The 23,250-nt window shown below is 53.1% G+C and carries 20 protein-coding genes; 8 read left to right on the top strand and 12 right to left on the bottom strand.

The window, feature by feature from the left end; translation table 11 throughout:
* Window positions 1-204 precede the first annotated feature (204 nt).
* Window positions 205-1,455 (bottom strand): valine--pyruvate transaminase, encoded by a 1,251-nt coding sequence (locus EC840_RS18725; RefSeq protein WP_132966578.1) that lies wholly within the window; start codon window positions 1,453-1,455, stop codon window positions 205-207.
* A 252-nt stretch (window positions 1,456-1,707) separates the two neighbouring features.
* Here EC840_RS18725 and EC840_RS18720 point away from each other — a divergent pair, with 252 nt between their 5' ends.
* Window positions 1,708-2,919 carry a hypothetical protein gene (locus EC840_RS18720; RefSeq protein WP_132966576.1) on the top strand — a complete coding sequence of 404 codons (1,212 nt, stop codon included), beginning with the start codon at window positions 1,708-1,710 and terminating at the stop codon, window positions 2,917-2,919.
* 68 nt (window positions 2,920-2,987) lie between these two features.
* Here EC840_RS18720 and ghrB read toward each other — a convergent pair whose 3' ends face one another.
* From ghrB to EC840_RS18670, 10 genes are all read right to left on the bottom strand, one after another.
* On the bottom strand, window positions 2,988-3,968 hold the full coding sequence (gene ghrB, locus EC840_RS18715) for a glyoxylate/hydroxypyruvate reductase GhrB (protein WP_112287232.1): 981 nt from the start codon (window positions 3,966-3,968) through the stop codon (window positions 2,988-2,990).
* 38 nt (window positions 3,969-4,006) lie between these two features.
* On the bottom strand, window positions 4,007-5,287 hold the full coding sequence (locus tag EC840_RS18710) for an MFS transporter (protein WP_112287233.1): 1,281 nt from the start codon (window positions 5,285-5,287) through the stop codon (window positions 4,007-4,009).
* Window positions 5,288-5,344: 57 nt separating this feature from the next.
* Window positions 5,345-6,094, bottom strand: a complete 750-nt coding sequence (locus EC840_RS18705) for a sugar phosphate isomerase/epimerase (protein WP_132966574.1) — start codon at window positions 6,092-6,094, stop codon at window positions 5,345-5,347.
* 213 nt (window positions 6,095-6,307) lie between these two features.
* Window positions 6,308-7,342 (bottom strand): LacI family DNA-binding transcriptional regulator, encoded by a 1,035-nt coding sequence (locus tag EC840_RS18700; protein WP_113876831.1) that lies wholly within the window; start codon window positions 7,340-7,342, stop codon window positions 6,308-6,310.
* A gap of 68 nt (window positions 7,343-7,410) precedes the next feature.
* Window positions 7,411-8,697 carry an MFS transporter gene (locus tag EC840_RS18695; protein ID WP_112287236.1) on the bottom strand — a complete coding sequence of 429 codons (1,287 nt, stop codon included), beginning with the start codon at window positions 8,695-8,697 and terminating at the stop codon, window positions 7,411-7,413.
* A gap of 58 nt (window positions 8,698-8,755) precedes the next feature.
* Complete coding sequence (locus EC840_RS18690) at window positions 8,756-10,882, bottom strand: alpha-galactosidase (RefSeq protein ID WP_132966572.1); 2,127 nt, start codon at window positions 10,880-10,882, stop codon at window positions 8,756-8,758.
* 140 nt (window positions 10,883-11,022) lie between these two features.
* Entirely contained in the window at window positions 11,023-12,030 is a 1,008-nt protein-coding gene (locus EC840_RS18685; RefSeq protein ID WP_112287238.1) for a substrate-binding domain-containing protein, read from the bottom strand.
* A 102-nt stretch (window positions 12,031-12,132) separates the two neighbouring features.
* Window positions 12,133-12,795, bottom strand: a complete 663-nt coding sequence (locus EC840_RS18680) for an OmpA family lipoprotein (protein ID WP_129637767.1) — start codon at window positions 12,793-12,795, stop codon at window positions 12,133-12,135.
* Window positions 12,796-13,016: 221 nt separating this feature from the next.
* The gene (locus EC840_RS18675) at window positions 13,017-13,460 is read right to left on the bottom strand and encodes an N-acetyltransferase (protein ID WP_132966570.1); all 444 of its coding nucleotides are present in this window, start codon (window positions 13,458-13,460) and stop codon (window positions 13,017-13,019) included.
* On the bottom strand, window positions 13,457-14,029 hold the full coding sequence (locus EC840_RS18670; RefSeq protein ID WP_129637765.1) for a DNA-3-methyladenine glycosylase I: 573 nt from the start codon (window positions 14,027-14,029) through the stop codon (window positions 13,457-13,459). The genes EC840_RS18675 and EC840_RS18670 overlap by 4 nt, the downstream gene beginning before the upstream one ends.
* A gap of 192 nt (window positions 14,030-14,221) precedes the next feature.
* Between EC840_RS18670 and EC840_RS18665 the strand changes: the two genes are divergently transcribed.
* From EC840_RS18665 to EC840_RS18635, 7 genes are all read left to right on the top strand, one after another.
* On the top strand, window positions 14,222-16,228 hold the full coding sequence (locus EC840_RS18665) for an autotransporter domain-containing protein (protein WP_132966568.1): 2,007 nt from the start codon (window positions 14,222-14,224) through the stop codon (window positions 16,226-16,228).
* Between the two features lie 78 nt (window positions 16,229-16,306).
* Window positions 16,307-16,555: a plasmid stabilization protein gene (locus tag EC840_RS18660; RefSeq protein WP_013573376.1), complete on the top strand. Its 249-nt coding sequence runs from the start codon at window positions 16,307-16,309 to the stop codon at window positions 16,553-16,555.
* Window positions 16,545-16,829 (top strand): type II toxin-antitoxin system RelE/ParE family toxin, encoded by a 285-nt coding sequence (locus EC840_RS18655; RefSeq protein ID WP_132966566.1) that lies wholly within the window; start codon window positions 16,545-16,547, stop codon window positions 16,827-16,829. Before EC840_RS18660 ends, EC840_RS18655 begins: the two co-directional genes overlap by 11 nt.
* A gap of 121 nt (window positions 16,830-16,950) precedes the next feature.
* Window positions 16,951-17,865 carry a glycine--tRNA ligase subunit alpha gene (gene glyQ / locus EC840_RS18650; protein WP_056775883.1) on the top strand — a complete coding sequence of 305 codons (915 nt, stop codon included), beginning with the start codon at window positions 16,951-16,953 and terminating at the stop codon, window positions 17,863-17,865.
* A gap of 9 nt (window positions 17,866-17,874) precedes the next feature.
* Window positions 17,875-19,944 (top strand): glycine--tRNA ligase subunit beta, encoded by a 2,070-nt coding sequence (gene glyS, locus EC840_RS18645; protein ID WP_132966564.1) that lies wholly within the window; start codon window positions 17,875-17,877, stop codon window positions 19,942-19,944.
* A 670-nt stretch (window positions 19,945-20,614) separates the two neighbouring features.
* Window positions 20,615-21,337: a DUF3053 domain-containing protein gene (locus EC840_RS18640; protein WP_113876842.1), complete on the top strand. Its 723-nt coding sequence runs from the start codon at window positions 20,615-20,617 to the stop codon at window positions 21,335-21,337.
* 177 nt (window positions 21,338-21,514) lie between these two features.
* On the top strand, window positions 21,515-22,309 hold the full coding sequence (locus EC840_RS18635) for a DsbA family protein (RefSeq protein WP_113876844.1): 795 nt from the start codon (window positions 21,515-21,517) through the stop codon (window positions 22,307-22,309).
* 99 nt (window positions 22,310-22,408) lie between these two features.
* Here EC840_RS18635 and nudI read toward each other — a convergent pair whose 3' ends face one another.
* Window positions 22,409-22,834, bottom strand: coding sequence for a nucleoside triphosphatase NudI (gene nudI, locus EC840_RS18630; protein WP_129637761.1), 426 nt, complete (start codon window positions 22,832-22,834; stop codon window positions 22,409-22,411).
* Window positions 22,835-23,250 lie beyond the last annotated feature (416 nt).

Raw genomic sequence — 23,250 nt, 5'->3', positions numbered from 1 at the left:
CATTAATCAATGGTTTTAAGAAGAAAAATAATTCCAGGGCTGCAATAAATTTTTTGTTATCAGGAAATAATAAATGAGGCGTGTATTAGAAAGAGGTGGGGTAAGTATTTATTTTATTTAGTAATAATGATTACGCTTATAAAAAAGGTCTGGAAAAGGTTAAACACCTCTTCCAGACCTAAACTCATAAGTGATAATCGACTCTCAACCTTCCGCGTGCGCTTTTTCCACTTCTTCCGCCAGAATCTTCACGCCGCGCTCGATCTGATCCGCATCAGGCACGTAGTTCATGCGCATACATTGATGCGTGTGCGGCCACGGATGTTCCAGCCCCGGGAAGAAATAATCGCCCGGCACCATCAGCACACCGCGCTGTTTAAGGCGCTGATACAGCACTTCGGTGGTGATCGGCAAATCTTTGAACCACAGCCACAGGAAAATCGCACCTTCCGGTTTGTGGATCAGACAACGTTCTTCCGGCAGATGACGGCGCAGCGTAGCGATAGTTTCCTGCACGCGCTGGAAATAGAACGGTTTGATGACCTCGTTTGAAAGGCGCAGTAAATCGCCACGCGCAATCATCTCATGGGCAATCGCCGGTCCGACGCTGCCCGGAGACAGGCTGATAATGCCGTTCATGTTACTGATCGCTTTGATGATTTTCTCATCGGCAATCACGATGCCGCAGCGTGAGCCCGGCAGGCCGAGTTTCGACAGACTCATGCACAGAATAATATTCGGGTTCCATAACGGCGTCGCGTCAGTGAATACAATGCCGGGGAACGGCACGCCATAGGCGTTATCGATAAGTAACGGAATATCTTTCTGCTGTGCCAGTGCATCGAGGCGGATCAGCTCTTCGTCGGTAATCACGTTGCCGGTCGGGTTGGTCGGACGGGAAACGCAGATCAGGCCGATATCATCAGTAATATTCAGATGATCGAAATCGACGTGATACTTGAACTGGCCTTCCGGCAGCAATTCGATGTTTGGCTTGGCTGAAACAAACAGATTTTCGTCCAGACCGGCGTCGGCATAACCGAGGTATTCCGGTGCCAGCGGGAACAACACTTTTGACATACTCCCGTCGGCACGGCGTCCGGCGAACAGGTTGAACAAATAAAAGAAGGCGCTCTGGCTGCCGTTGGTCAGTGCGATGTTTTGCGCGTCAAGCTGCCAGCCGAGCTCTTTCTGTAACATCTCTGCCAGCGCATGACGCAACACATCTTTGCCCTGCGGCCCGTCGTAATTGCACAGCGCTTCGGTCAGCTTGCCAGCGGTCAGCATTTCCGACAGCAGTGTCTGGAAATAATCCTGCATCTCAGGAATTTGCGCCGGATTGCCGCCACCCAGCATCACGGCGCCAGGAGTGCGCAGACCGTCATTCATATCGCCCATCAGGCGTGTGATGCCTGAAAAACGGGTAAATTTGTCACCGAAAGCAGAAAACGTCATAGAAAACTTTGTATGTTATCAAAATGTGTCTTCCACCATAACGCCTGCAGCAAAACAGTGCAATCGGACCAGCGGGTTTTGACGCGGAGAAGTATTAAAAAAGATGAATACGGAAAATCATTCACTGTATTTTTTGGAATATCCCTCAACGGATCCCTTTATGCTTAATGACGGAGTAATAAAAAACGGCTTATGATATTTTTTCTCCCTTGGCATAATTATGTTTAAGAATATATAAATCAGGTTGATAAAATGAAAAGAAGCATACTTATACTGAATATCTTTACGGCAGGCGGAGGAGACTATGCGCTGGGAAAGAAAATAAAAGACATCGCGCGGAGCACCCAGTCTGAGGGGGCATTAATTACGGTAAATGCCAAAACCAGATATATTAATATCCAGGGGAAGGAAGTGTTAAATCCGGGTAAAAAATTGAATTATGATGACCCGGTGGTTATTGTGACGCCCCACAGTCTCCTGTCTCCCGATGTATTATCGACAGTGCTGGCTGATCTTTTCTATCAGCTGGAAATAATAACATGCAATACCATTATTCTGATTGATGAAATGGATGTCACCCGGGATGCGGCTTCATCTGATCGTGATTATAAAGCGGCCCTGTTGAGTCTGTGCTTCGAAAACATCATTGTCCAGAGCCTCGGATTCACTAAGAAATCGTTGGGTTATTTACCCATGCCTGAGCAGGAAGTTATCAATATACAAAAATCAGCAAAACAGGAAATCATTAAATTACTGGATAGTTACAACTTATCGTTGCCGGTAAATTGTAGTTTATATCTTGCCTATTTAAGTTCTGATACCGTGACAACCTGCGCTCAGATTTTTATTATTAATTCGTTGATAGAAGACAGTGGCTTACCGAATAATTCAGCTTATGTCCTGGTGTGCAGGGAAAAAGGAAGTATTGAACGATTGCTGAAAAACCTCAAAGAATCCTTATCAGGGTCAATTTATAATGATTTGTTTTCTGAATGTCATTATTCAACCATGAAAGACGAAAATATATTCCAGTGCCACGGTTTTTCCCGCGGTACGGGGAAGAAAAAAGTACATATCGTTATTACCCAAACCATTCCCGGCACGACGTTTAAAAATCTGACCAGTATCAGCAAGACCGGCATGATGTCGGGCGATCAAAGCCTTTCCGACTATTTGTCACTGAAAAAACGTTTACCTTATTACGACAAGCAAACCTGGAAAGACCCTCTTATTAAAGGATTGAAAGTCCGTGCCCGTGAACTGGGGGGAGAAGAGTTGCTCAACAAATTTAAGTCGATGGTCGCCGGAAGAAAGGCCTTTACTGGCAGCCTGTCCTTTAAGCTCCTGGCACCCGACGATGTCCCGACGCTGTCACTGAAAAACAGTCTTCATGCGTTTAACAACGAAATATATGCAAGAAAAGCTGACGGAAAAATCAGAGAGATATTGATGAGGTACCTCTGACCCTTCGAAGAATAATCGGGAGACCGGCCACAGGATTGCGCCCGGACCGGTCTTGCCCACTCTTAATCTTACTTCTTCAGAACTTCCGGATTCACGCAGAACTGTTTCACGTCACCTTTCAGGGCGGCGATCAGGTTATCCACTGCGCAGGCCGCCATATCGTAACGGGTTTCATGCGTTGCGGAACCGATATGCGGCAGCGCCACCACGTTTGGCAGGCTCAGCAGCGGAGAATCTTTTGGCAGCGGCTCAGTCTCGAACACGTCCATGCCTGCGCCATAAATCGTACCGGCTTTCAGTGCTTCGATCAGGGCCGGTTCATCAATGACCGGGCCACGGCCTGCGCTGACCAGAATCGCGCTGGATTTCATTTTCGCCAGTTCTTCCTTACCGATCAGATGGAAGGTTTGTTCGGTCATTGGCAGCAAGATACAGACGAAATCAGACTCTTTCAGCAACTCGTCCAGCTCGCATTTACGTGCGCCATACTTCTCTTCCGCTTCTTTATGCTGGCTGCGTGCGTTATACAAAATCGGCATGTCGAAACCGAAATGCGCACGTTGCGCCAGCGCCAGACCGATACGGCCCATGCCGACGATACCCATGGTTTTGTGGTGAACATCGATGCCGAACCAGTCTTCGCCAATGTTTTCGTTCCACTCACCGGCTTTTACGCGCTCGGCCACATTCACCACGCGGCGGGCGGTAGATAGCACCAGTGCCATCACGGTATCAGCGACGGTATCGGTCAGCGCCGTCGGTGTGTGCATCATCGGGATTTCGCGGCGGGTCAGTTCTGCCACGTCAAAGTTATCGTAGCCGACGGAAATGGTAGAAACCCCACGCAGGCGTGGCGCATGGTCGAACAACTCTTTATCGATTTTTCCGCCAGAACCCAGCAGCCCTTCTGCGTTTTGCAGAGCATCAAAAACCTCCGCACGGTTTTTGTCAGTGATGCCATCGAATTCGGTAATAGCAAAATGCTCTTCAAGGCGTTGATGCAAATCGGCAGGCAGTTTTTTGTACAGAACAATTGACGGCTTATTCATTACAAACTCCAACTCTTTAAATGAGTATTTTCAGATTTTCAGGTTAAGGAAACTTTCCCTTTCGGTTTCATTGCGGCCTTTCGTGGCCTGACGACCAGGGTTAATCCCGCAGAAAGCAGCAGCGAGACGGCCATAAAAATAAATGAGGCGGCCGGGCTTCCGGTGCTGCCGTTCAGATAGCCGACAAACCAGGAACCAAAGAACGAGCCCAGCGCACCCAGACTGTTGATTAAGGCCATGGCGCCGCCGGACACATTCTTCGGCAGCATTTCAGGAATGATGGCAAAGAACGGACCATACGGGGCATACATTGCGGCCGCGGCGACTACCAGTAAACTGTACGAAAGCCAGAAATTGTTTGTGCCAGCGGCCCAGGATCCAAAGAACGCCAGGGCGCCGACCAGCAACAGCGGCCAGACAAACAGCTTACGGTTTTGCATTTTGTCTGATGCCCATGACACCAGAATCATCGCGATGGTGGCTGCCAGATAAGGAGCCGAGGACAACCAGCCCGCTTCGACCATGCCCATCGACTTACCGTCACGCAAAATCGACGGCAGCCAGAGCACAAAGCCATACACGCCGATGCTCCAGAAGAAATATTGCAGACAGAGGAAAATCACATTTCGCGAGCGGAAGGCTTCGCGGTAACCGCCGACTGCCTGAATGTCTTTCTGTTCTTTTTCCAGCTGTTCGGCCAGGGCTTTTTTCTCCTGCTCACTCAGCCAGCTGACTTCTTCGGGTTTATCTTTGACGCTGAACCACCAGATAATCGCCCAGATCACCGCCGGAATGCCTTCAAAGATAAACATTTCCCGCCAGCCAAACGATTTGATCAGATAGCCGGAAAGCACCGACATCCACAGCACCGTGACCGGATTACCCAAAATCAAAAACGTATTGGCGCGCGAGCGTTCGGATTTCGTAAACCAGTTGCTGATGTACACCAGCATAGCGGGCATGACAGCGGCTTCCACCACGCCGAGGGCAAAGCGGATCACCGCCAGCATCGGGATATTCGTCACCACGCCGGTCAGCGAAGCAAAACCGCCCCACAGCAATAAACACCAGAAAATCAGTTTCTTAACGCTGCGCCGTTCGGCATAAATCGTGCCGGGGATCTGGAAGAAAAAGTAGCCGAGGAAAAACAGGGCACCGAGCAGGGAGGACATGCCTTTGGTGATGTGAAGATCATCATTGATACCGGCCGCCGACGCGAAACTGAAGTTTGAGCGGTCGACATACGCCAGACTGTAAGTGATGAACACGATTGGCATGATGTACCACCAGCGGCGCGAGGCCAGTCTGGACTTGTTCATAACGGTATCTCCTGATAATGCCTCAGCCTTCCCCGCACCGGTGAGGGTGCCGCGAAATCAGCCGCGCAAAACGTCCACGTAATGGCGCGTTACGGCGGTCAAATCATCCCCTTCAAGCGGGAATTCGATGCCGCGCGGAACATCCTGAGGCAACATTTTCAATAAAGGTTCCCAGCTGCCATCGCTGTTATCGAGCGCCACGGCATGCCATTTACCGGCACGTTTTTCCGCTGCTTTCACATGGACATAACCGACATGACGTGCCAGACGCTCAGCGGCAATCGCCGGATCCTGTCCGACCCACAGCCAGTTGGCCATGTCGAAAGTCATACTCAATGGCAAATGCAGGGATTCCGCAGCAAACATGAAGGCATTGATGCGCGACAGAATTCCGCATTCCGGGGTCTGATCGTTCTCCACTACCAGCTTCACCGGGCTGGATGCCAGCACCACTTTCAGCGGTGTCAGATCCTGACCCGGTTCAAATTCACCGAGTGAAAACTTAATCGTGCGGGCATTGAGAATGCGCGCCTCTTCAAAATATTGTGGTGCATCAGGATTAAGCTCGCCACCCATCAAAAACAGCGGGAAGGGCACCGAGTAAACCGCAAACAATCCGTGATGCTGAATTTTTTCCGCCAGCGCCGGTAACGTATCCAGCTCCTGCGGGGAGAACAATTCACGGCGGATTTCCACGCCATCGGCTTTTGCCGCGGCAATGACAGAAAGCAGTTCAGCCTGTCCACCGAGGTCTTTCACCACGCTGTTGCCGTAGGCGGCGGTGACAATGACGATTTCTCTTTTCATGAACGTTTTTCCTGTGTGGGCGCGCTGCCAATAAGGTGCAGGCAATCATTTCGACACCTCATTTTAGTCAAGCAAATGAGACGTCGTGCCGTTGTTAACGTTTTGTTTCGTTTTATACAACCTAATTGGAACCGGTTCCATACGACAGAACAAAAGCCCGAAAATATGATCCCGCTCACGAAGAACGGGCAGGAAATCGGGAAGTAAAAGGGATCAGCGAGCTGCGGTAGAACCGCGCGCAATGAGTTCGCCGGAGAACTCCAGGTCTTTAACCGGCTCAGTATTGCCCTGAATGCGGGTCACCAGTTGTCTGAGCGCCGCCACGCCCATGTCGTAAGTGGGTTGTTTGAGGGTGGTAATGCCGACGCCCGCCAGATCGGCCCACACCAGTTCATCGAAACCGGATAAACCGATGTCCGGCCCCCAGCGGAGATTCAGCCGCTGCATGGCGCGCGCGACCTGTAACGTCAGTGCGCCATTCACGCACATCACCGCTTTGTGTTTATCTGCGTGTCGTGCGACAAATTCGCGCAGCAAATTGTCCAGCCCTTCGGTGTTATACAGCTCAATCTCACCCTGTTCCCCCGTCAGTTGCGGGGATTGCTGCATCCGTTGCAGGAACGTGCGCAGGCGGTCGAAACGGGTATTGACGGTGGCGGGTTCGCTGACGAAAAGCAGTGCTTCGAAACCCTGCTTTACGAGGTGATCGGTCATCATCTGTGTGGCTTCGACGTTTTTCAGGCCGATGACGTCGCAGGCGAAATTCGCGACTTTGCGGTCAATCAGCACCATCGGTAAATTGGCCTGTTGCAGCGTGGAAATCGCCGCTTCACGCATGCCCACGGCGTTCACCACAATGCCATCCACGCGATAACTGCTGAGCAGTTGCAGGTAATGCTTTTCCTGATCCAGCTCGTTGTTGGTATTGCACACCAGCAGCGTCAGCCCTTCCTGACGGCAGGCAGCTTCAACGCCGCGCATCACATCGACAGAATAGGGATTGGTAATATCAGCGAGGATCAGCCCGATAAGACGCGTCTGGCCGCTTTTCAGGCTGCGCGCCATCTGGCTCGGCTGATAATCGAGCAGGGAGATTGCCCGCCCGATGCGCTCTTTCAGCGAATCGGACAGCAGGTGTTGTTCACCGTTGAGATAACGTGAAACGCTGGTTTTACCCGTTTTAGCGGCGCTGGCGACGTCACGTATCGTTGCCCGAACCGCCGCGCCCGGTTCCTGTTTTTTACTCACAGCCTTTCTCCCCTCATGCTTGTCCCACGGAGACTAGCACAGAGTGCCGAAAGGCTGCATCCCGTAAGTCAGCGCAATCCTTCTGCCGTCTGGACGCCGGAAACCGCATCGGACTTCGGTCTGCTGCTCAGCGTAAAGGCCGAAATGATCGTCACGCCAAAGGCAATACCGCCGAGGATCAGATAGGTATCGCTGAAGCCGATGCGGTCGTACAGGTTACCAGCGAAGGCGGAGAGGAAAATCGCCGCCAGCTGTTTGGCAAAGTTAAATCCGATCAGATAAATGGTCGCCGAGAACCGGACGTCAAAAATCTGCGTGATGTATTTGAACACCCCGACCAGCAGGAACGGCACTTCCAGCGCGTGCAGCATTTTCAGCAGGATCACTTCGATGGCCGTGGTCGCAAATGACGAACCAACAATGCGGATCGACATAATCGTACCCGCCAGCAGCAACGTATTTTTTGCGCCGATGCGGTTAATAATCCACGGAGAACAGAACATAATCAGCGCGTTACACAACTCACCGGCGGTGGTGACGTAGCCGAACATTTCCGTGCCCTGTTGCGGAGAAGCAAAGAAGGTTTTGAAGAACGTCGCGAACTGCTGATCAAACACGTCATACACGCAGGCCACGCCAATTACATACAAAATCAGCATCCACAGTTTGCGCTCTTTCAGTAACAACGCCGCCGTTTTCAGCGAGAATTGCGGCTGATTGGCACCGAGTTTATCCAGCACCTGCGCGTTTTTGTTTTCCTGCGGGCGGGCAATCAGCAGCAAAATCATCAAAATGATCGCCGCGCCGGAACCCATCCAGAAAACGATGTCCGGATTGATGTTAAACAGCACGCCCGCCGTCGAGGCGCAAATTCCCCAGCCGAAACAACCGAACATCCGCGCCTTGCCGTATTCAAATGAGCTGTTGCGGCTGACTCTTTCGATATACGCCTCAGTTGCGCCGGAACCGCCCGCGAACACGAAACCGATATAGGCGCCGCCGAGAATGGCCCCGAGCACAATATTCAGTTTTAACAACGGCGCGAAGACGTAAATGAAGAACGGCGCAAACAGGAACAGCAGCACGGCGATGACCCACAGAAGATGTTTTTTCAGGCCGAGCTTGTCAGAGATGATGCCGAATATCGGCTGAAACAGAATAGCGAACAGCGACATGCTGGAAAACACGATGCCGGTTTCCGTTTTACTCAGGCCGATCACGTCAGAAAGCCAGATCGGTAAAAACGGATAACAGGTCGCCATAATGAAGAAATAGAGGAAGAAATAGCTGCCGAATATCCAGAAGTTAGTATTGTTTTTATAGAAGCAACGATCGGAAGTTTGTGTAGGGTTCATAGTGATTTCCTTGCCGAAACCATGAAAACCGGCACTGTCGTACCGGCGTTTTTTGTTGTTATCTGATTTCTTCGAAGCCCAGAAGCAGAGCGCTTTCCGGATCCAGCACCGGCAACGCCAGCCCGGCATTCGCCAGCCATTCACCGCTCAGCACCGGCGATTCATGCAGCCAGGCCGGTTGCACGCGCATGGTGTGACCGCTGCCGCCGCCTTTCAGCAACGTCGGTTCATCCAGCACCGTCACGCGATAACGTGCTTCAGGTTTCAGCCCCGGCACCCGTAACGATCCGGGCAATGACCAGGTCGGCATCGCCAGCTGGCTGATCAGAAATACCGCGCTGCCGGCGTTTTTACTGACCACGCCGTTAATCAGCATCGTCTCGTCATGCGTATCCACGCGGTAAACATCACCGCTGTGTAATAACGGGCGCAGCTGCTGATGCAGGCGGGTGTATTTCGCAAAACCGGCGCGCTCCGCCTCGCCTTCTTTCACCGGATCCAGCTCAATGCCCATGTGACCGAACAACGCCGTCAGGCCGCGGAATTCAATGCTGTGCTGGCGCGATGTGGCGTGGCACAGCTTGTTGCCGATGTGCGATCCCATCACTTCCGGCGGGAAGAAATAGCTCATGCCACGCTGAATTTTCTGCCGCTCCAGCGCGTCGTTATTGTCAGATGTCCAGAAACGATGGCTGCGTTTGAGCACCTCGAAATCAATACGGCCACCGCCGGACGCGCAGGATTCAAACTCGATGTGCGGGAAGCGTTCGCCCAGCACATCCAGCAGACGGTAAAACTCATGCGTTTGTGCCGTCAGCGCCGCGCGGCCTTCGTGACCGGGCTGAACGATTTCGCGGTTCATGTCCCATTTCACGTAATCCACATCGTGCTCGCCGAGCAGCCAGCTCATGCGCTCCACCAGGTAATCAAAGACCTGCGGATTATTCAGATCGAGCACGAACTGATGACGCCCGCTTGGTTGCTGATAACCGGGCAATGCCAGCAGCCAGTCGGGATGGGCGCGATATAAATCGGAATCCGGGTTAATCATTTCCGGTTCGACCCAGATACCAAATTCCATGCCGAGATTTTTGACGTGGTCGATCACCGGTTTCAGGCCGTGCGGGTATTTCTTCTCATCGAGATACCAGTCACCCAGCGCGGCGCGGTCGTGGTCGCGGCCACGGAACCAGCCGTCGTCGATAATGAAGCGTTCCACGCCTAACGCGGCGGACTCAGTCGCCATCTGCATGATGTAGTCTGGATCGTGATCGAAATAAATCCCTTCCCAGGTGTTGAGATGCACCGGACGCGGTTTCTCAGCCGGGAAGCGCAAAATCTGTTCGCGCACAAAGCGGTGGAATTGCTGACTCATGCGGTTCAGGCCGCTGGCGGAATAGCTGGCGTAAAGCCACGGCGTTTCCAGCGTTTCACCTTGTTCAAGCCGTTGTTCACCGGGGAAATACAACGCTTCGGCCTGCACCAGACGCCGGCCGTCGATTTTGATGTCAGCGCGCAGACGATGGTTGCCGCTCCAGCCCAGATGCATCCCCCAGACTTCGCCCTGTTCTTCGCTGAAACCCGGATGACCGATCATCATCGCCGGGAAATATTCGGAAGACGTTTTACCGCGCCGGTTTTCCTGAATGATGCCGCCGTGATCCAGCAGCGTGCGGTGCGGCTGAAACTCCTTGATCCAGCGGCCATGAAACGCCATTACTTCGGCGGCGCGTTCCGGCAGCGGCAGCGTCACGGCCAGCCGCGTCACCTGATAGGTGCCAGGCTTGAGATTGGTCAGCGCGTTACGCGCCTGCAAAACGCCGCTGTCATCGAGGCGCAACTCGCTGCGAAATTGCAGCCCGGCGATCGTGTCTTCGGTGGTGATGGTGAGCTGGTTTTCGTCGTGCTTTACCCGCGTGGTATTGAATACCGGTGACCAGTCCAGTCCGTCGCGATGGCCTTCCACGCCCGGTGTGCCGAAAGAACCGCGTCCGGAGTCCGCGCTGACATTCACCGGCGCTTCCACATCAATCCGGCCATTGGGCACGGCGCGGCTCAGCGAAATGATGTCATCTGCGGAAAACTGACTGAGGCGGTTTCCCCAGTAAAGAATTTCGGCGTAAGGCGTGCAACGGACGATCAGGCTGGTATGCCCGCCGGTTAAATGAACAATCTGGTTTTCCATATAGTCACTCCTCCACAGAAAGATTTGCGCTGATAAGACGCGATCAGGTGGAGTAACTATTGATCCGAAACGTTTCGGATGGGAAATGTGAAGGTTAAAAACTGTGATATAGGGTGGAAAAATAATCTAAGGGGGAAATATCAGCGTGGTGGATGGACGGTGACGCCCGCCTGCAATTCCGGTTGCCAGAGAACCTGCAAATTTTTCAGCGGTTCGTTGCGGATCAGCGCCATGGTCATGGTAGCGATTTGTAACCCGACCGCTTCACGCGTGCCCTGACGGACAGCGGTCACAGCCACATCGGGCACGCTGTCGCACGGCAATCCGTCAAAGATAATCAGGGAAACACCGCCGCTGAGCAGTAATCCGGCTTCATGCAACGCCAGCGCAGCACCTTCGCCATGCATGTTGCAGTCGCAGACGATCGCCGTCGGTGGCACCGGTAAGGCCAGCAGCGCCTGTGTGGTCTGATAACCGGCGCGGCGGCTCGGGCTGATTTTATGCACGTAATCAGGATGATGTGGCAGGGCGTTTGACTGCAATCCGTCGAGATAACCCTGATAGCGCTGACCGATAAACGATTGCTGATTATTTTCGCCGAGAAACGCGATGCGCTGATGCCCGAGCGCGGCGAGATGATTGACCGCCATCTGCATACCGGCGCGGTTATCAAAATCAAACCAGGCGTAATCCTGCGTCAGACATCCGCTGCGCCCGAGTGCCAGAAACGGGAAATTACGCTGCTGCAAATCCAGCAGTCGCGGATCGTTATCCAGCGTATGCGCCACCAGCATGGCATCGACGCGTTTACTTTCGATGAGTCTGCGCCACGAAAAGGTGCCCAGTTCATCCGGCACCAGCAGTAAATCGATTTCATATTTTGCCAGTTCGCGGGTAATACAGCCGACCATTTCGATAAACGCGGAATTGCTTAACGGATGAGAAGTGAAGGGGAAAATGAGGCCAACGGCGTCGATTTTACCCATTTTCAACCGTCGGGCGAGGGTGTTGGGCCGGTAGCCACGTAAATCTGCCGCCGCCTGAACGCGTGCTTTGGTGTCAGCTGAAACGTCATCGTACCCGTTCAGCGCACGGCTGACGGTGGTGACAGAGAGACCGAGATCTTTCGCAATGGCTTTCAGAGACATACTCACATCCGTTACACAGGTGGGAAGGCACGTGGCGGGAGAATATCACAAACGCGAAAACGGAGCCGGGTGGCTCCGTTTTTATCAGGGGCAGGACGAAATTTACTGCAACGGACTGAGGGTGATCTCAACGCGACGGTTCTGCGCTTTGCCCGCTTCGGTGCTGTTGCTGGCGATCGGATTGTCCGGGCCTGCGCCAGTGGTATGAACACGGCTGCCTTCAACACCTTGCGTGATCAGCGCGCTGCCCACGCCGTCAGCACGTTGCTGCGACAGCTTCATGTTGAGCGCGCGGGTGCCGGTGCTGTCGGTGTAACCGACGACGTTGACGGCGGTTTTCGGATACTCTTTCAGTACCATCGCCACGCCGGTCAGCGTGTTAGCGCCAGCAGGTTTCAGCGTGCTGCTGTTGGTATCGAAGGTCACGTTATTTGGCATGTTCAGCACGATGTTATCGCCCTGACGGGTCACGCTGACGCCGGTGCCTTTCATTTTGTCGCGCAGTTTAGATTCCTGCACATCCATGTAATAACCTGCACCGCCGCCCAGTGCGGCTCCGGCTGCGGCACCGATCAACGCGCCTTTGCCGCGGTCGTGTTTAGAAGAAGACAGCATACCGACGCCTGCGCCGAGCGCGGCCCCAAGACCTGCGCCAATGCCGGATTTCCCTGCTTCTGATTCGCCGGTGTAGGGGTTAGTGGTACAGGCCGACAGGCCCAGGGTGACGCAAAGTACGCCCGCAACCACAACTAATCTTTTGCTCATCTTATTTCCTTCAGGATGTTTATTATTCAGAACTTAACCGCTGCATTATGACTTCGCGCTTTCTGAGAAGTTGCACAGAAAAAGGTGTCAAAACATAAACAAATGCAACGGGAGGACATCAGTCCTGCGGCGTTCTGGCGCTCTTTATGCGCAATTTCGCGATGTTAAGCAGTAGGAGAATTCCGGATATCCCTTTTTGTATTTTTACCGGTTTCAGGAACTTATTCAGAAAGGGGCCGGAACCAGCGCAGGATATAGGTCGGTAAGTCAGTGCCGGGATGGCGGGTGCGGGCGGAGATTTCAAACTTTTCCTTGTGATAGAACGCGACAGCGCGGTGATTTTGCTGATAGACCTCCAGCAGCAGCACCGGATATTCCTCTTTCGCGGCGCCCATCAGCCGTTGTGCGGTGCCATCGCCGTAATGGGATTCTTCGACAAACAGCGCACCGATAAACTGCTGATTCAGTACGCCGATAAATCCGCAAATCACATCATTCGCATCGCAATCTACCCAGACGCGCGCTTTGGGCAGAAACTCTTCCCTGACCATTTGCAGGCTTTCAATCCAGTAAGAATCGGCGATAAAAGGATGGGAAAGTAATGAGCTGCGCAGCCACAGCATCAGAATGGCTTCGGTATCGCCGGGCTGCGCAGCGCGGATCATGACGGCTGATTCGCGGGATGGCAGAAGCAATACGACTGATGATCGTTCACCAGCCCGGCGGCCTGCATAAAGGCATAACAAATCGTGGATCCGATGAATTTAAAACCTTTCTTTTTCAGCGCTTTGGACATGGCATCTGACACCGCCGTTTTCGCCGGAACGCCTTCGGGGCCGGGGGGATTATTGATGACCGGTTGACCGCCGACAAAATTCCAGATGAATTCTGAGAAGTCCTCCCCGCTGGCCTGCATCGCCAGATACGCCTGTGCGTTGCCGATAATGGCTTTGATTTTGCCACGGTGACGAATAATACCCGCGTCGAGCACCAGACGTTCCACATCGTCATCGGTCATTTTCGCGATACGTTTGGGGTCAAAATTATGGAAGTTCTGACGATAATTCTCACGCTTTCTCAGTACGGTGATCCACGACAGGCCTGCCTGCTGGCCTTCGAGACACAGCATTTCAAACAGTTCGCGTCCATCCTGAACCGGAACGCCCCATTCTTTATCGTGATATTCGAGGTAAACCGGCTCTTTCGAAACCCAGCTGCATCGGGTGGTCGCCATTCTGTTGTCCTTATAAGAGGCTGAAATGCGTGGCGTCAGTGTGTGGCTTCTCGGATAACTCTGCAACGTCGCAATTTCTGAACCTCTGCCTTGACGCTGGTCGGATCTGAACAATATTTAAAGCCACTTATTACGCAATCCTTACATTCAATCATAGCGTTGCGACACCGATCTATCAGGGATATCACACTTATGACCGGAAAAAAGACGTCCATTTTACGGCTGACGAAAGGGGCATTCGCGGTGGCACTGTGCCTGGGAATGCAGGCTCCTGCGCAGGCTTTTGACCAGCTTTATGTTTTCGGCGACAGCCTGAGTGATACCGGCAATATTGGCCGCTGGACCTTCGACAGCAGCTCACATCAGCTCTATGACGAAATCCTGGCGAATAACATCGGCACAACGTTAACGCCGTCCTCAAAAGGCGGCCTGAACTATGCCGAAGGCGGCGGCGTCGCGGTACCGGGGCTGGATTCTGACTACACCACCCAGGATCAGGTCAAAAGCTATCTGGCCTCGACCGGCGGCAAAGCCGACCCGAACGGGCTGTATGTGCACTGGATTGGCGGCAACGATCTGGCCGCTGCGGCGCTGAGCCTGAACCCGATCACGGCGGTTGAAATTGCCACCAACAGCGCGACGCAGGCGGCCTCGCAGGTGAACGACTTACTGAAAGCCGGAGCCGGAACGGTCGTGGTGCCAACGGTGCCGAATATCGGTCTGACGCCGGTGCTGATGGAAGGCGTGATACAGGTCGGATTACTGCCGGTGCAGCAACAGGCGCTGGAAGCGGCATATCAGTATCTCAATGCACAAAATACGCCGAATGCCGATGCCCGCACCGAAGCCATTCACAATGCGCTGGCAGCCGCTGCGGCGGAAGGCTCCGGTATTCCGCTGGTGCAGGACGTGATCGCCAAAGGGCTGGCAGCGGCTTATGACGCGCTGAAAGACGTGGCTGGCGGTCTGACAGACACTTACAACACCACCGAAGATATCGCGCTGGCGAAAACCGGCGGCAATATTGCGCGTGTGGATATCAACGGGCTGTTCAACGAAGTGGTGGCCGATCCGGCGTTATACGGTTTCGCCAATACTGCCGGTACCGCCTGTCCGGTCGGGACATCCGCGTCGGAATGTACCTCGAACCTGCCGGGCTTCGACACCAGTAAAGCTTTCCTGTTTTCGGACCATTTCCACCCGACACCTCAGGCACACGCGCTGATTGCCCAGTATATGCAGTCGGTGATCGACGGCCCGCTGGAAGCCTCGGCGCTGAGTCAGGGGTCACTGGCGCTGGCGAGAAATACGCAGGGATTGCTCGACAGCCGTTATCAGCAGCTGCGCACGCAGGATAATGACGCCGGCACTTTCGGCATGTTTGGCGGCTACGCCGGGCAAAGTGCGGACAGCAAATTCAGTCCGTCGATGGGTCTGGGCGATGGCGACCTGACATCTAACTCGCTGAATATCGGCATGGATTATCAGATTACCGATCGCTGGATGATGGGGCTGATGCTTTCCGGTTCCGATGATAAAGACGATCCGACCGATCACTACAGCTACCGCACGCGCGGCTGGATGGCGACCGCATTCACGGGTATTAAAATCGCCGAAAATGGCTGGATCAACGGCGATTTGCATTACGGTTCGCTCAATTATGACGACATCAAACGCCGCATCACCCTCGGACCCACCACCCGTACCGAACGTGGTGATACCGACGGTAAACAGATCGGCGGACGCGTCACCGCAGGCTGGGATTTCCCGGTGCTGCCGGTGCTGAAAACCGGGCCAGTGGCGCAATACAGCTGGGATTACAGCAGTGTTGACGGTTACAGCGAGAAGGGGAATAACAGCACCTCAATGCGCTTTGGCGATCAGACTTCCCATTCACAAATCGGCGCACTGGGCTGGCGTGTAAATGCCGAACTCGGCATCGTTAATCCGTACGCGCAGGTAACGTATGACCGGCAGTTTGGGGATAAAACCTACACCACCACCGGCGCGATCAAATCCACCCGCACGCGGTTCAGCCGCACCACCGGCGAGCAGGATGACGACTGGATTGATATGACCGCAGGCTTAAACGTGCAAATCACCCACAGCATTTCAGCATTTGCGGCTATTTCTCAAACCACCGGGCTGGATTCCGGCGAGCAAACTTCCTATAACGCTGGGATCAGTGCGCGGTTTTAAAAGATATTATTAAGAGTGCTTTAAAGGATGTCTTTAAAAGCTATACTGACGGCATAGTATGAAAAAAGGAGAAAAGCTATGCCGTTTGAAATACTCACTTCCTCAGCCGCCAGTATTACTGAACTAAAACGCGACCCGATGGGAACATTTAGTGCAGGCGAAGGCGAAGCGGTGGCGATACTCAATCGTAACGAGCCCGCTTTTTATTGCGTTCCGCCCGATGTTTACGCCTATTTTCTGAGTCTTGCAGAAGACGTTGAATTGAACCGCATAATGGATGCGCGGCAGGGTGAAGAAAGGATAAGGCTGACACTGGATGACTTATAAACTCAATTTTTTCAAATCAGCTTTAAAAGAATGGAAAGCACTTGCCCCAACGTTCAAGGAGCAATTTAAAAAGAAACTGGCCGAGCGGCTGGAGAATCCTCACGTGGTTTCTGCCCGCTTATGTGGCCCTAAAAATAACCGCTATAAAATCAAATTAAAGAGTCTTGGTTATCGCCTGGTGTATCAGGTAGAAGATCAGGAAATCATCGTGACCGTTGTCGCGGTGGGTAAACGCGAAGGCAACGAAGCGTATAAACTGGCTCAGAAGCGCTAAATACTGGCGTCCCGAAAGCAAATCTGGCTGAACTGATGTGTCATTCTGGCTGATTATCTTCCGTGCAGCGGGTATACTGTCGCACTCTCTTTACACCCACTTTCTCGCGTGCGAATCCAACATGCAAAAGTTTGATACCAAGACATTTCAGGGCCTGATCCTGACACTGCAAGATTATTGGGCGCAGCAGGGCTGCACCATTGTTCAACCGCTGGATATGGAAGTCGGCGCGGGCACCTCGCACCCGATGACCAGCCTGCGCGCACTCGGCCCTGAGCCTTTTGCGGCAGCGTATGTTCAGCCATCACGTCGTCCGACCGACGGCCGCTACGGCGAAAACCCTAACCGTCTGCAGCACTATTATCAGTTCCAGGTGATGATCAAACCTTCACCGGAAAACATTCAGGAGCTGTATCTCGGCTCGCTGAAAGAGCTGGGTCTTGATCCGCTGATCCACGATATCCGCTTCGTTGAAGACAACTGGGAAAACCCGACGCTCGGCGCCTGGGGTCTTGGCTGGGAAGTGTGGCTGAACGGCATGGAAGTGACGCAGTTCACTTACTTCCAGCAGGTCGGCGGCCTGGAATGTAAACCGGTAACCGGCGAAATCACTTACGGTCTGGAACGTCTGGCGATGTACATCCAGGGCGTGGACAGCGTTTACGATCTGGTCTGGAGCAACGGTCCGCTGGGTAAAACCACCTACGGCGACGTGTTCCATCAGAACGAAGTGGAGCAATCGACGTATAACTTTGAATACGCCGACGTCGATTTCCTGTTCTCCTGTTTTGAACAGCACGAGAAAGAAGCGCAAACCCTGCTGGCACTCGAAAAGCCACTGGCACTGCCGGCGTACGAGCGCATCCTGAAAGCGGCCCATTGCTTCAACCTGCTCGACGCGCGTAAAGCGATTTCTGTGACTGAACGTCAGCGCTACATTCTGCGCATCCGTACCCTGACTAAAGCGGTAGCTGAGGCGTATTACGCTTCCCGCGAAGTGCTGGGCTTCCCGATGTGCAAAAAGAACGAGAAGTGAGATAAGTCAATGACTGAAAAAACATTTCTGGTGGAAATCGGCACGGAAGAACTGCCACCGAAGGCTCTGCGCAGCCTTGCTGAATCTTTTGCCGCTAACCTGACTGCGGAGCTGGATGCGGCGAACCTGCCACACGGCGACGTAAAATGGTTTGCAGCTCCGCGCCGTCTGGCGCTGAAAGTCTCCGGTCTGCATGAATCTCAGGCTGACCGCGAAGTTGAAAAACGCGGCCCGGCTGTCGCGCAGGCATTCGATGCCGAAGGCAATCCAAGCAAAGCCGCTGAAGGCTGGGCTCGCGGTTGCGGTATCACCGTTGATCAGGCCGATCGTCTGGTCACCGACAAAGGTGAATGGCTGGTTTACCGTGCGCACGTCAAAGGCGAAAGCGCGCAACAACTGCTGCCAGCGATGATCGCCACTTCACTGTCTAAACTGCCAATCCCTAAACTGATGCGCTGGGGCGATTCCGACGTGCAGTTTGTGCGTCCGGTTCACACCGTCACGCTGCTGTTAGGCGATGAGCTGATCCCGGCGAAAATCCTCGGTATCGATTCTGCCCGCACGGTTCGCGGTCACCGCTTCATGGGCGAGCCTGAATTCACCATCGACAACGCCGATCAGTATCCACAGATTTTGATGGAACGCGGCAAAGTCATTGCGGATTACGAACAGCGTAAAGCGCTGATCAAACAGGATGCGGAGAAAGCGGCGAAAGAGATTGGCGGCATCGCCGATCTGAGCGAAAGCCTGCTGGAAGAAGTGGCGTCTCTGGTCGAATGGCCGGTGGTGCTGACCGCGAAATTCGAAGAGAAATTCCTGGCGGTTCCGGCTGAAGCGCTGGTTTACACCATGAAAGGCGACCAGAAGTATTTCCCGGTGTACGACACTGCGGGCAAACTTCTGCCGAACTTTATCTTCGTGGCTAACATCGAGTCGAAAGATCCGCAGCAAATCATTTCCGGTAACGAGAAAGTGGTGCGTCCGCGTCTGGCCGATGCCGAATTCTTCTTCAACACCGACCGCAAAAAACGTCTCGAAGATAACCTGCCGCGTCTGGAAACCGTGTTGTTCCAGAAACAGCTGGGTACGCTGCGCGACAAAACCGACCGTATTCAGGCGCTGTCAGGCTGGATCGCTGAGAAAATCGGTGCCAACGTTGAGAACGCCAAACGCGCCGGTCTGCTGTCAAAATGTGACCTGATGACCAACATGGTCTTCGAATTCACCGACACGCAGGGCGTGATGGGCATGCACTATGCGCGTCACGACGGCGAGCAGGAAGAAGTCGCGGTAGCCCTGAACGAACAGTATCAGCCACGCTTTGCGGGCGACGAGTTACCGGCTTCGCTGGTAGCGTGCGCGCTGGCAATCGCTGACAAGATGGACACCCTGGCCGGTATCTTCGGCATCGGACAGCATCCGAAAGGCGATAAAGACCCGTTCGCATTGCGTCGTGCCGCGCTCGGTGTTCTGCGTATCATCGTTGAGAAAAACCTGCCGCTTGATCTGCAAACCCTGACCGAAGAAGCCGTGCGCCTGTACGGCGACAAGCTGACTAACGCCAAGGTTGTCGATGAAGTGGTTGATTTCATGCTCGGTCGTTTCCGCGCGTGGTATCAGGAAGAAGGTCACGCGGTCGATACTATTCAGGCTGTGCTGGCACGTCGTCCGACCAAACCGGCAGATTTCGATGCGCGCGTGAAAGCGGTGAGCTACTTCCGTACGCTCGATGAAGCGGCAACGCTGGCTGCGGCCAACAAGCGTGTGTCCAACATTCTGGCGAAATCCACCGACGTTCTGCTGGATCACGTTCACGCGTCCGTGCTGAAAGAACCTGCTGAGCTGAAACTGGCGACGCATCTGGTGGTTCTGCGCGACAAACTGGAACCGCTGTTTGCGGCCGGTGAGTACAAAGAAGCGCTGGTGGAACTGGCTGCGCTGCGCGAAACCGTCGATACGTTCTTTGATACCGTGATGGTAATGGATGAGAACGAAGCGGTGCGTATCAACCGTCTGACGCTGTTGTCTAAACTGCGGGAGCTGTTCCTGCAAGTCGCGGATATTTCGCTGCTTCAGTAAGCAGTTGACTTTTTAAAGTCAAAATCAAAGTCAAGGTCGTGGGCATCGGCCCACACCGACCAGAGGGAGAATAAACCTTCTCCCTCTGGACTCCCGCGTTTTCTCACAGCGCGCTCTGCTCGCTGACTATGTTTCAGCTGCCGTGGCGACAGCCGCAAAATTCCGCCGCTGCGCGGTGCCCTCCGTTCGGGTTACAACCCGCGTAAAAAAACACGCGGTTTTGCACCTCTCCTCCGGCGGTATTTTGGAACCGGCCTCAGGCTTTGACTTCACAACCTTACTTTCTTTATTTTTTAAAAAGCTGCGGGCGATTCAGAAATCTTGCTGAGCGGAGCGGACTGGAGACCAGAGGCTCCAGTACCGAGAGAAGAGACCGCGCAGCGGCAAGATTTCCAGCCTGTCACAGTGATAGCTGAAACATAGCCAGCGAGCAGAGCGCGCAGTTTAAAAACGCAGGATCCCAAAGGGTTTCGTTTAAAACCCTTTGGGCCAGTGTGGGCGGCGAGCCCGCGGTGTTGATCCTGACCTTGAACTTCAAATTTAAAACTTTTCTACGCTTTTTTAAAAAGCGTTCTCCCCCCAATTGTTCTATCCTATAACCCGCATGGAATGCACAGCATCGGCAGGGAACTGGCCGGAAGAAGAACATTGAAATCAGGAGTCAGGACTCATGGCTGTAGGGATCAGAAGCGGTGTATTTTCTCGCTGGCTGGCGCCGTTTATCGCATTGCTGGTCGTTTTCCAGCTCACTGCCTGTGGCGATAAAGAACCGGAACAACGCAAAGCCTTTATCGATTATTTGCAAAATACCGTCATGCGCAGCGGGCAAAATTTGCCTTCGCTGAGTGAAGATCAGAAACAACGTTTTGGTAATTACGCGAACGACTACGGCATTATCCTGTCATTCTCCCGCCAGATGAAAGGCGCCGTTGATGGCAGCCTGGTACCGGTGGTCAGCGCGATTGGTCAGGTGCGTACTCCGCAGGATTACATGACCCAGCGCAGCGCATTGCAACAGGCAGCCAGCACGCTGAGTATGCTGAATGCACAGTTGCGTGATTCAAAAGTGAAAGCCGATACAGCGATGGCTGCACTGAAACAACCGGATGATCTGAAGGCGGTTTACGGCCAGGTGTACAACACGGTTGTCACCCAGCCAGCGAACGTGCTGACGCCTCTGGTGCCAGCGCTGCAAAGCTTCACGCAGGATATCGTCTCTGTCGGTGATTATCTGCAACAACAGGGCCCTCAGGTCGCGTTTGCCAATGGCGGCGTACAGTTCCCGACGCAGCAGCAGGCAACACAATACAACACCATGATGTCCAATCTGGTCGGCAAACAACAGACATTGCTTCAGGCGCAGAAAGTCGCCCAGGGCGATTTCAGCAACTAAGCCAGACCATCGTTTTCAAACAAGCCACGTCATCGCGTACGTGGCTTTTTTATTTCCGCCGTTCCTGCCCTTATATTTATAAAAAATGACAATTTTTAACCTGCAAATCCGGCCAAATTCCTCTACTTTTGAAGGCAACTGTCCGATTTTCCCCGTATTTCACTTTAAGGATTTTTGATGAAACGTCAGACGATGACTCTGTTGGCTTCTCTGGTGCTGGCGCCGACGCTGGCTTTTGCTGCCGACAGCGCAACCGCAGATTTCACCCCGGCGCAGCAGGAAGCCATTGGTAAAATTGCGGCGGATTACATGTTGCAGCATCCGGAAATTCTGGTGCAGGTCAGCCAGAAATTGCAGGCACAGCAGGCGGATCAGCAACAACAGCAAACCCTGAGTGCAGTGCTGGCAAACGCCAAAGCGCTGGTGAATGACCCGGCGACCCCAAGCTACGGCCCGAAAGATGCCAAAGTGGCATTCGTGGAATTCTTCGATTACCAGTGCCTGTATTGCAGCCACATGGCGCCGCTGGTTGAGCAGACCGTGAAAGCCAATCCGAACGTGCGTTTCGTCTTTAAAGAATGGCCAATCTTCGGTGACCGCTGGAAAGCGTCCATCTCTGCGGCTGAAACCGGTATGGCAATCTGGAAAGAAAAAGGCGCTCAGGCGTACTTTGATTACCACAACAGCATTTACCGCACCGGCCATGACGAAGGTAAACTGACCGATGCCGACATCGCGGGCGCAGTGAAAGCCGCCAAAGCCACAGCACCGACCGACGCACAGCGTAAAGCAACGCACGAAGCCATCGCCTCGAACGATGAACTGGCACGTACGCTGGGCTTCAGCGGCACGCCAGGTTTCGTGGTGATGCCAACCAGCGGCGCGACCGCTGAAAACACCACCGTGCTGCCGGGAGCCGTGTCTGCCGAAGATTTGCAGGCGGCCATTGTGAAGGCCCAAGGCGGGAAGTAATACCGTAAACCCGGAGTCGGAAGGCGCCGGGTTTTCTCTCTTATTAGATTATTCCAATAATCAACAACTTTCCCTAGCCATAATGCTGACGATAATCCTTTACAGAACCCCTTTCTGGGTAAAAGTGATCCGAGTCGCCTCATTTAAATCCATCGTTTTCAACATTTCAGGTCGCACCCAGATTACTTCCTGAAATTCTTCGTTGAACGTAATATCCCGATTAGCACTAATACAATCGAATATAAGATAAATCATGTAAATTTCTTCGGTGGTGCCGTCCGGATACGTTTTAATCCGGGTATCATCACGAAAAGTCCATGGTGTGATGTCAGTGATAATAAGTTCCTCTCCTAATTCCTCCATGATTTCGCGTCTGAGAGCAACTTCGATCGTTTCCCCAGGTTCAACTCCTCCACCAGACAGAGCCCACTGCCCCGGGAAAACCCCACGATCCGAAGCCATTTTACAAAGTAGAAACTCGCCCTCATTTTGTATAACCGGGCAAACAATTATCCTCTGCCGCATTTTCTCTCCAAATTGATTTAACCTTATTAAGTTTGTGGCTATATACGTGCAGTACTCCCTGACTGTGTAAGAGAAAAGTTCAGGAACCGTATTGCGGTACTTAATCCATCCAAGCTGCCTGAATTCTATACTGAAAAAATTTGGCTGTTCCGCACATCATCACATAAAGACTACATTATCCGGCGGACAGCCAGGCAGCATTCCCCCGACTGTAATTTTATTTCAACCTCTCCTCCGTAAACTCACTTTTCCATTCCCGTGACACGTCTGAATGCTTTTTAAGCGAAATAAGCCGGTCTGCCCAAAAATACTTTGTGATGAATATCACATTTTAATGATAAAGAATCGTTAACAAATAGTGATTTAAATCACATTTTTGACGGTGTTGCGTTTAAATAATAATCAGTGTAGCCGGG

It is taken from the genome of Rahnella sp. JUb53, from assembly GCF_004346065.1.
Lineage (GTDB): Bacteria > Pseudomonadota > Gammaproteobacteria > Enterobacterales > Enterobacteriaceae > Rahnella > Rahnella variigena.
Note: the sequence above shows the minus strand (reverse complement) of the source record. Positions and strands in the feature narration are given on the sequence as shown.

Bases quoted from the DNA above. Each gene is read 5' to 3' on its own strand.
- EC840_RS18725 (WP_132966578.1), bottom strand. From the start codon at position 1,455: ATGACGTTTTCTGCTTTCGGTGACAAATTTACCCGTTTTTCAGGCATC.
- EC840_RS18720 (WP_132966576.1), top strand. From the start codon at position 1,708: ATGAAAAGAAGCATACTTATACTGAATATCTTTACGGCAGGCGGAGGA.
- ghrB (WP_112287232.1), bottom strand. From the start codon at position 3,968: ATGAATAAGCCGTCAATTGTTCTGTACAAAAAACTGCCTGCCGATTTG.
- EC840_RS18710 (WP_112287233.1), bottom strand. From the start codon at position 5,287: ATGAACAAGTCCAGACTGGCCTCGCGCCGCTGGTGGTACATCATGCCA.
- EC840_RS18705 (WP_132966574.1), bottom strand. From the start codon at position 6,094: ATGAAAAGAGAAATCGTCATTGTCACCGCCGCCTACGGCAACAGCGTG.
- EC840_RS18695 (WP_112287236.1), bottom strand. From the start codon at position 8,697: ATGAACCCTACACAAACTTCCGATCGTTGCTTCTATAAAAACAATACT.
- EC840_RS18690 (WP_132966572.1), bottom strand. From the start codon at position 10,882: ATGGAAAACCAGATTGTTCATTTAACCGGCGGGCATACCAGCCTGATC.
- EC840_RS18685 (WP_112287238.1), bottom strand. From the start codon at position 12,030: ATGTCTCTGAAAGCCATTGCGAAAGATCTCGGTCTCTCTGTCACCACC.
- EC840_RS18680 (WP_129637767.1), bottom strand. From the start codon at position 12,795: ATGAGCAAAAGATTAGTTGTGGTTGCGGGCGTACTTTGCGTCACCCTG.
- EC840_RS18675 (WP_132966570.1), bottom strand. From the start codon at position 13,460: ATGATCCGCGCTGCGCAGCCCGGCGATACCGAAGCCATTCTGATGCTG.
- EC840_RS18670 (WP_129637765.1), bottom strand. From the start codon at position 14,029: ATGGCGACCACCCGATGCAGCTGGGTTTCGAAAGAGCCGGTTTACCTC.
- EC840_RS18665 (WP_132966568.1), top strand. From the start codon at position 14,222: ATGACCGGAAAAAAGACGTCCATTTTACGGCTGACGAAAGGGGCATTC.
- EC840_RS18660 (WP_013573376.1), top strand. From the start codon at position 16,307: ATGCCGTTTGAAATACTCACTTCCTCAGCCGCCAGTATTACTGAACTA.
- EC840_RS18655 (WP_132966566.1), top strand. From the start codon at position 16,545: ATGACTTATAAACTCAATTTTTTCAAATCAGCTTTAAAAGAATGGAAA.
- glyQ (WP_056775883.1), top strand. From the start codon at position 16,951: ATGCAAAAGTTTGATACCAAGACATTTCAGGGCCTGATCCTGACACTG.
- glyS (WP_132966564.1), top strand. From the start codon at position 17,875: ATGACTGAAAAAACATTTCTGGTGGAAATCGGCACGGAAGAACTGCCA.
- EC840_RS18640 (WP_113876842.1), top strand. From the start codon at position 20,615: ATGGCTGTAGGGATCAGAAGCGGTGTATTTTCTCGCTGGCTGGCGCCG.
- EC840_RS18635 (WP_113876844.1), top strand. From the start codon at position 21,515: ATGAAACGTCAGACGATGACTCTGTTGGCTTCTCTGGTGCTGGCGCCG.
- nudI (WP_129637761.1), bottom strand. From the start codon at position 22,834: ATGCGGCAGAGGATAATTGTTTGCCCGGTTATACAAAATGAGGGCGAG.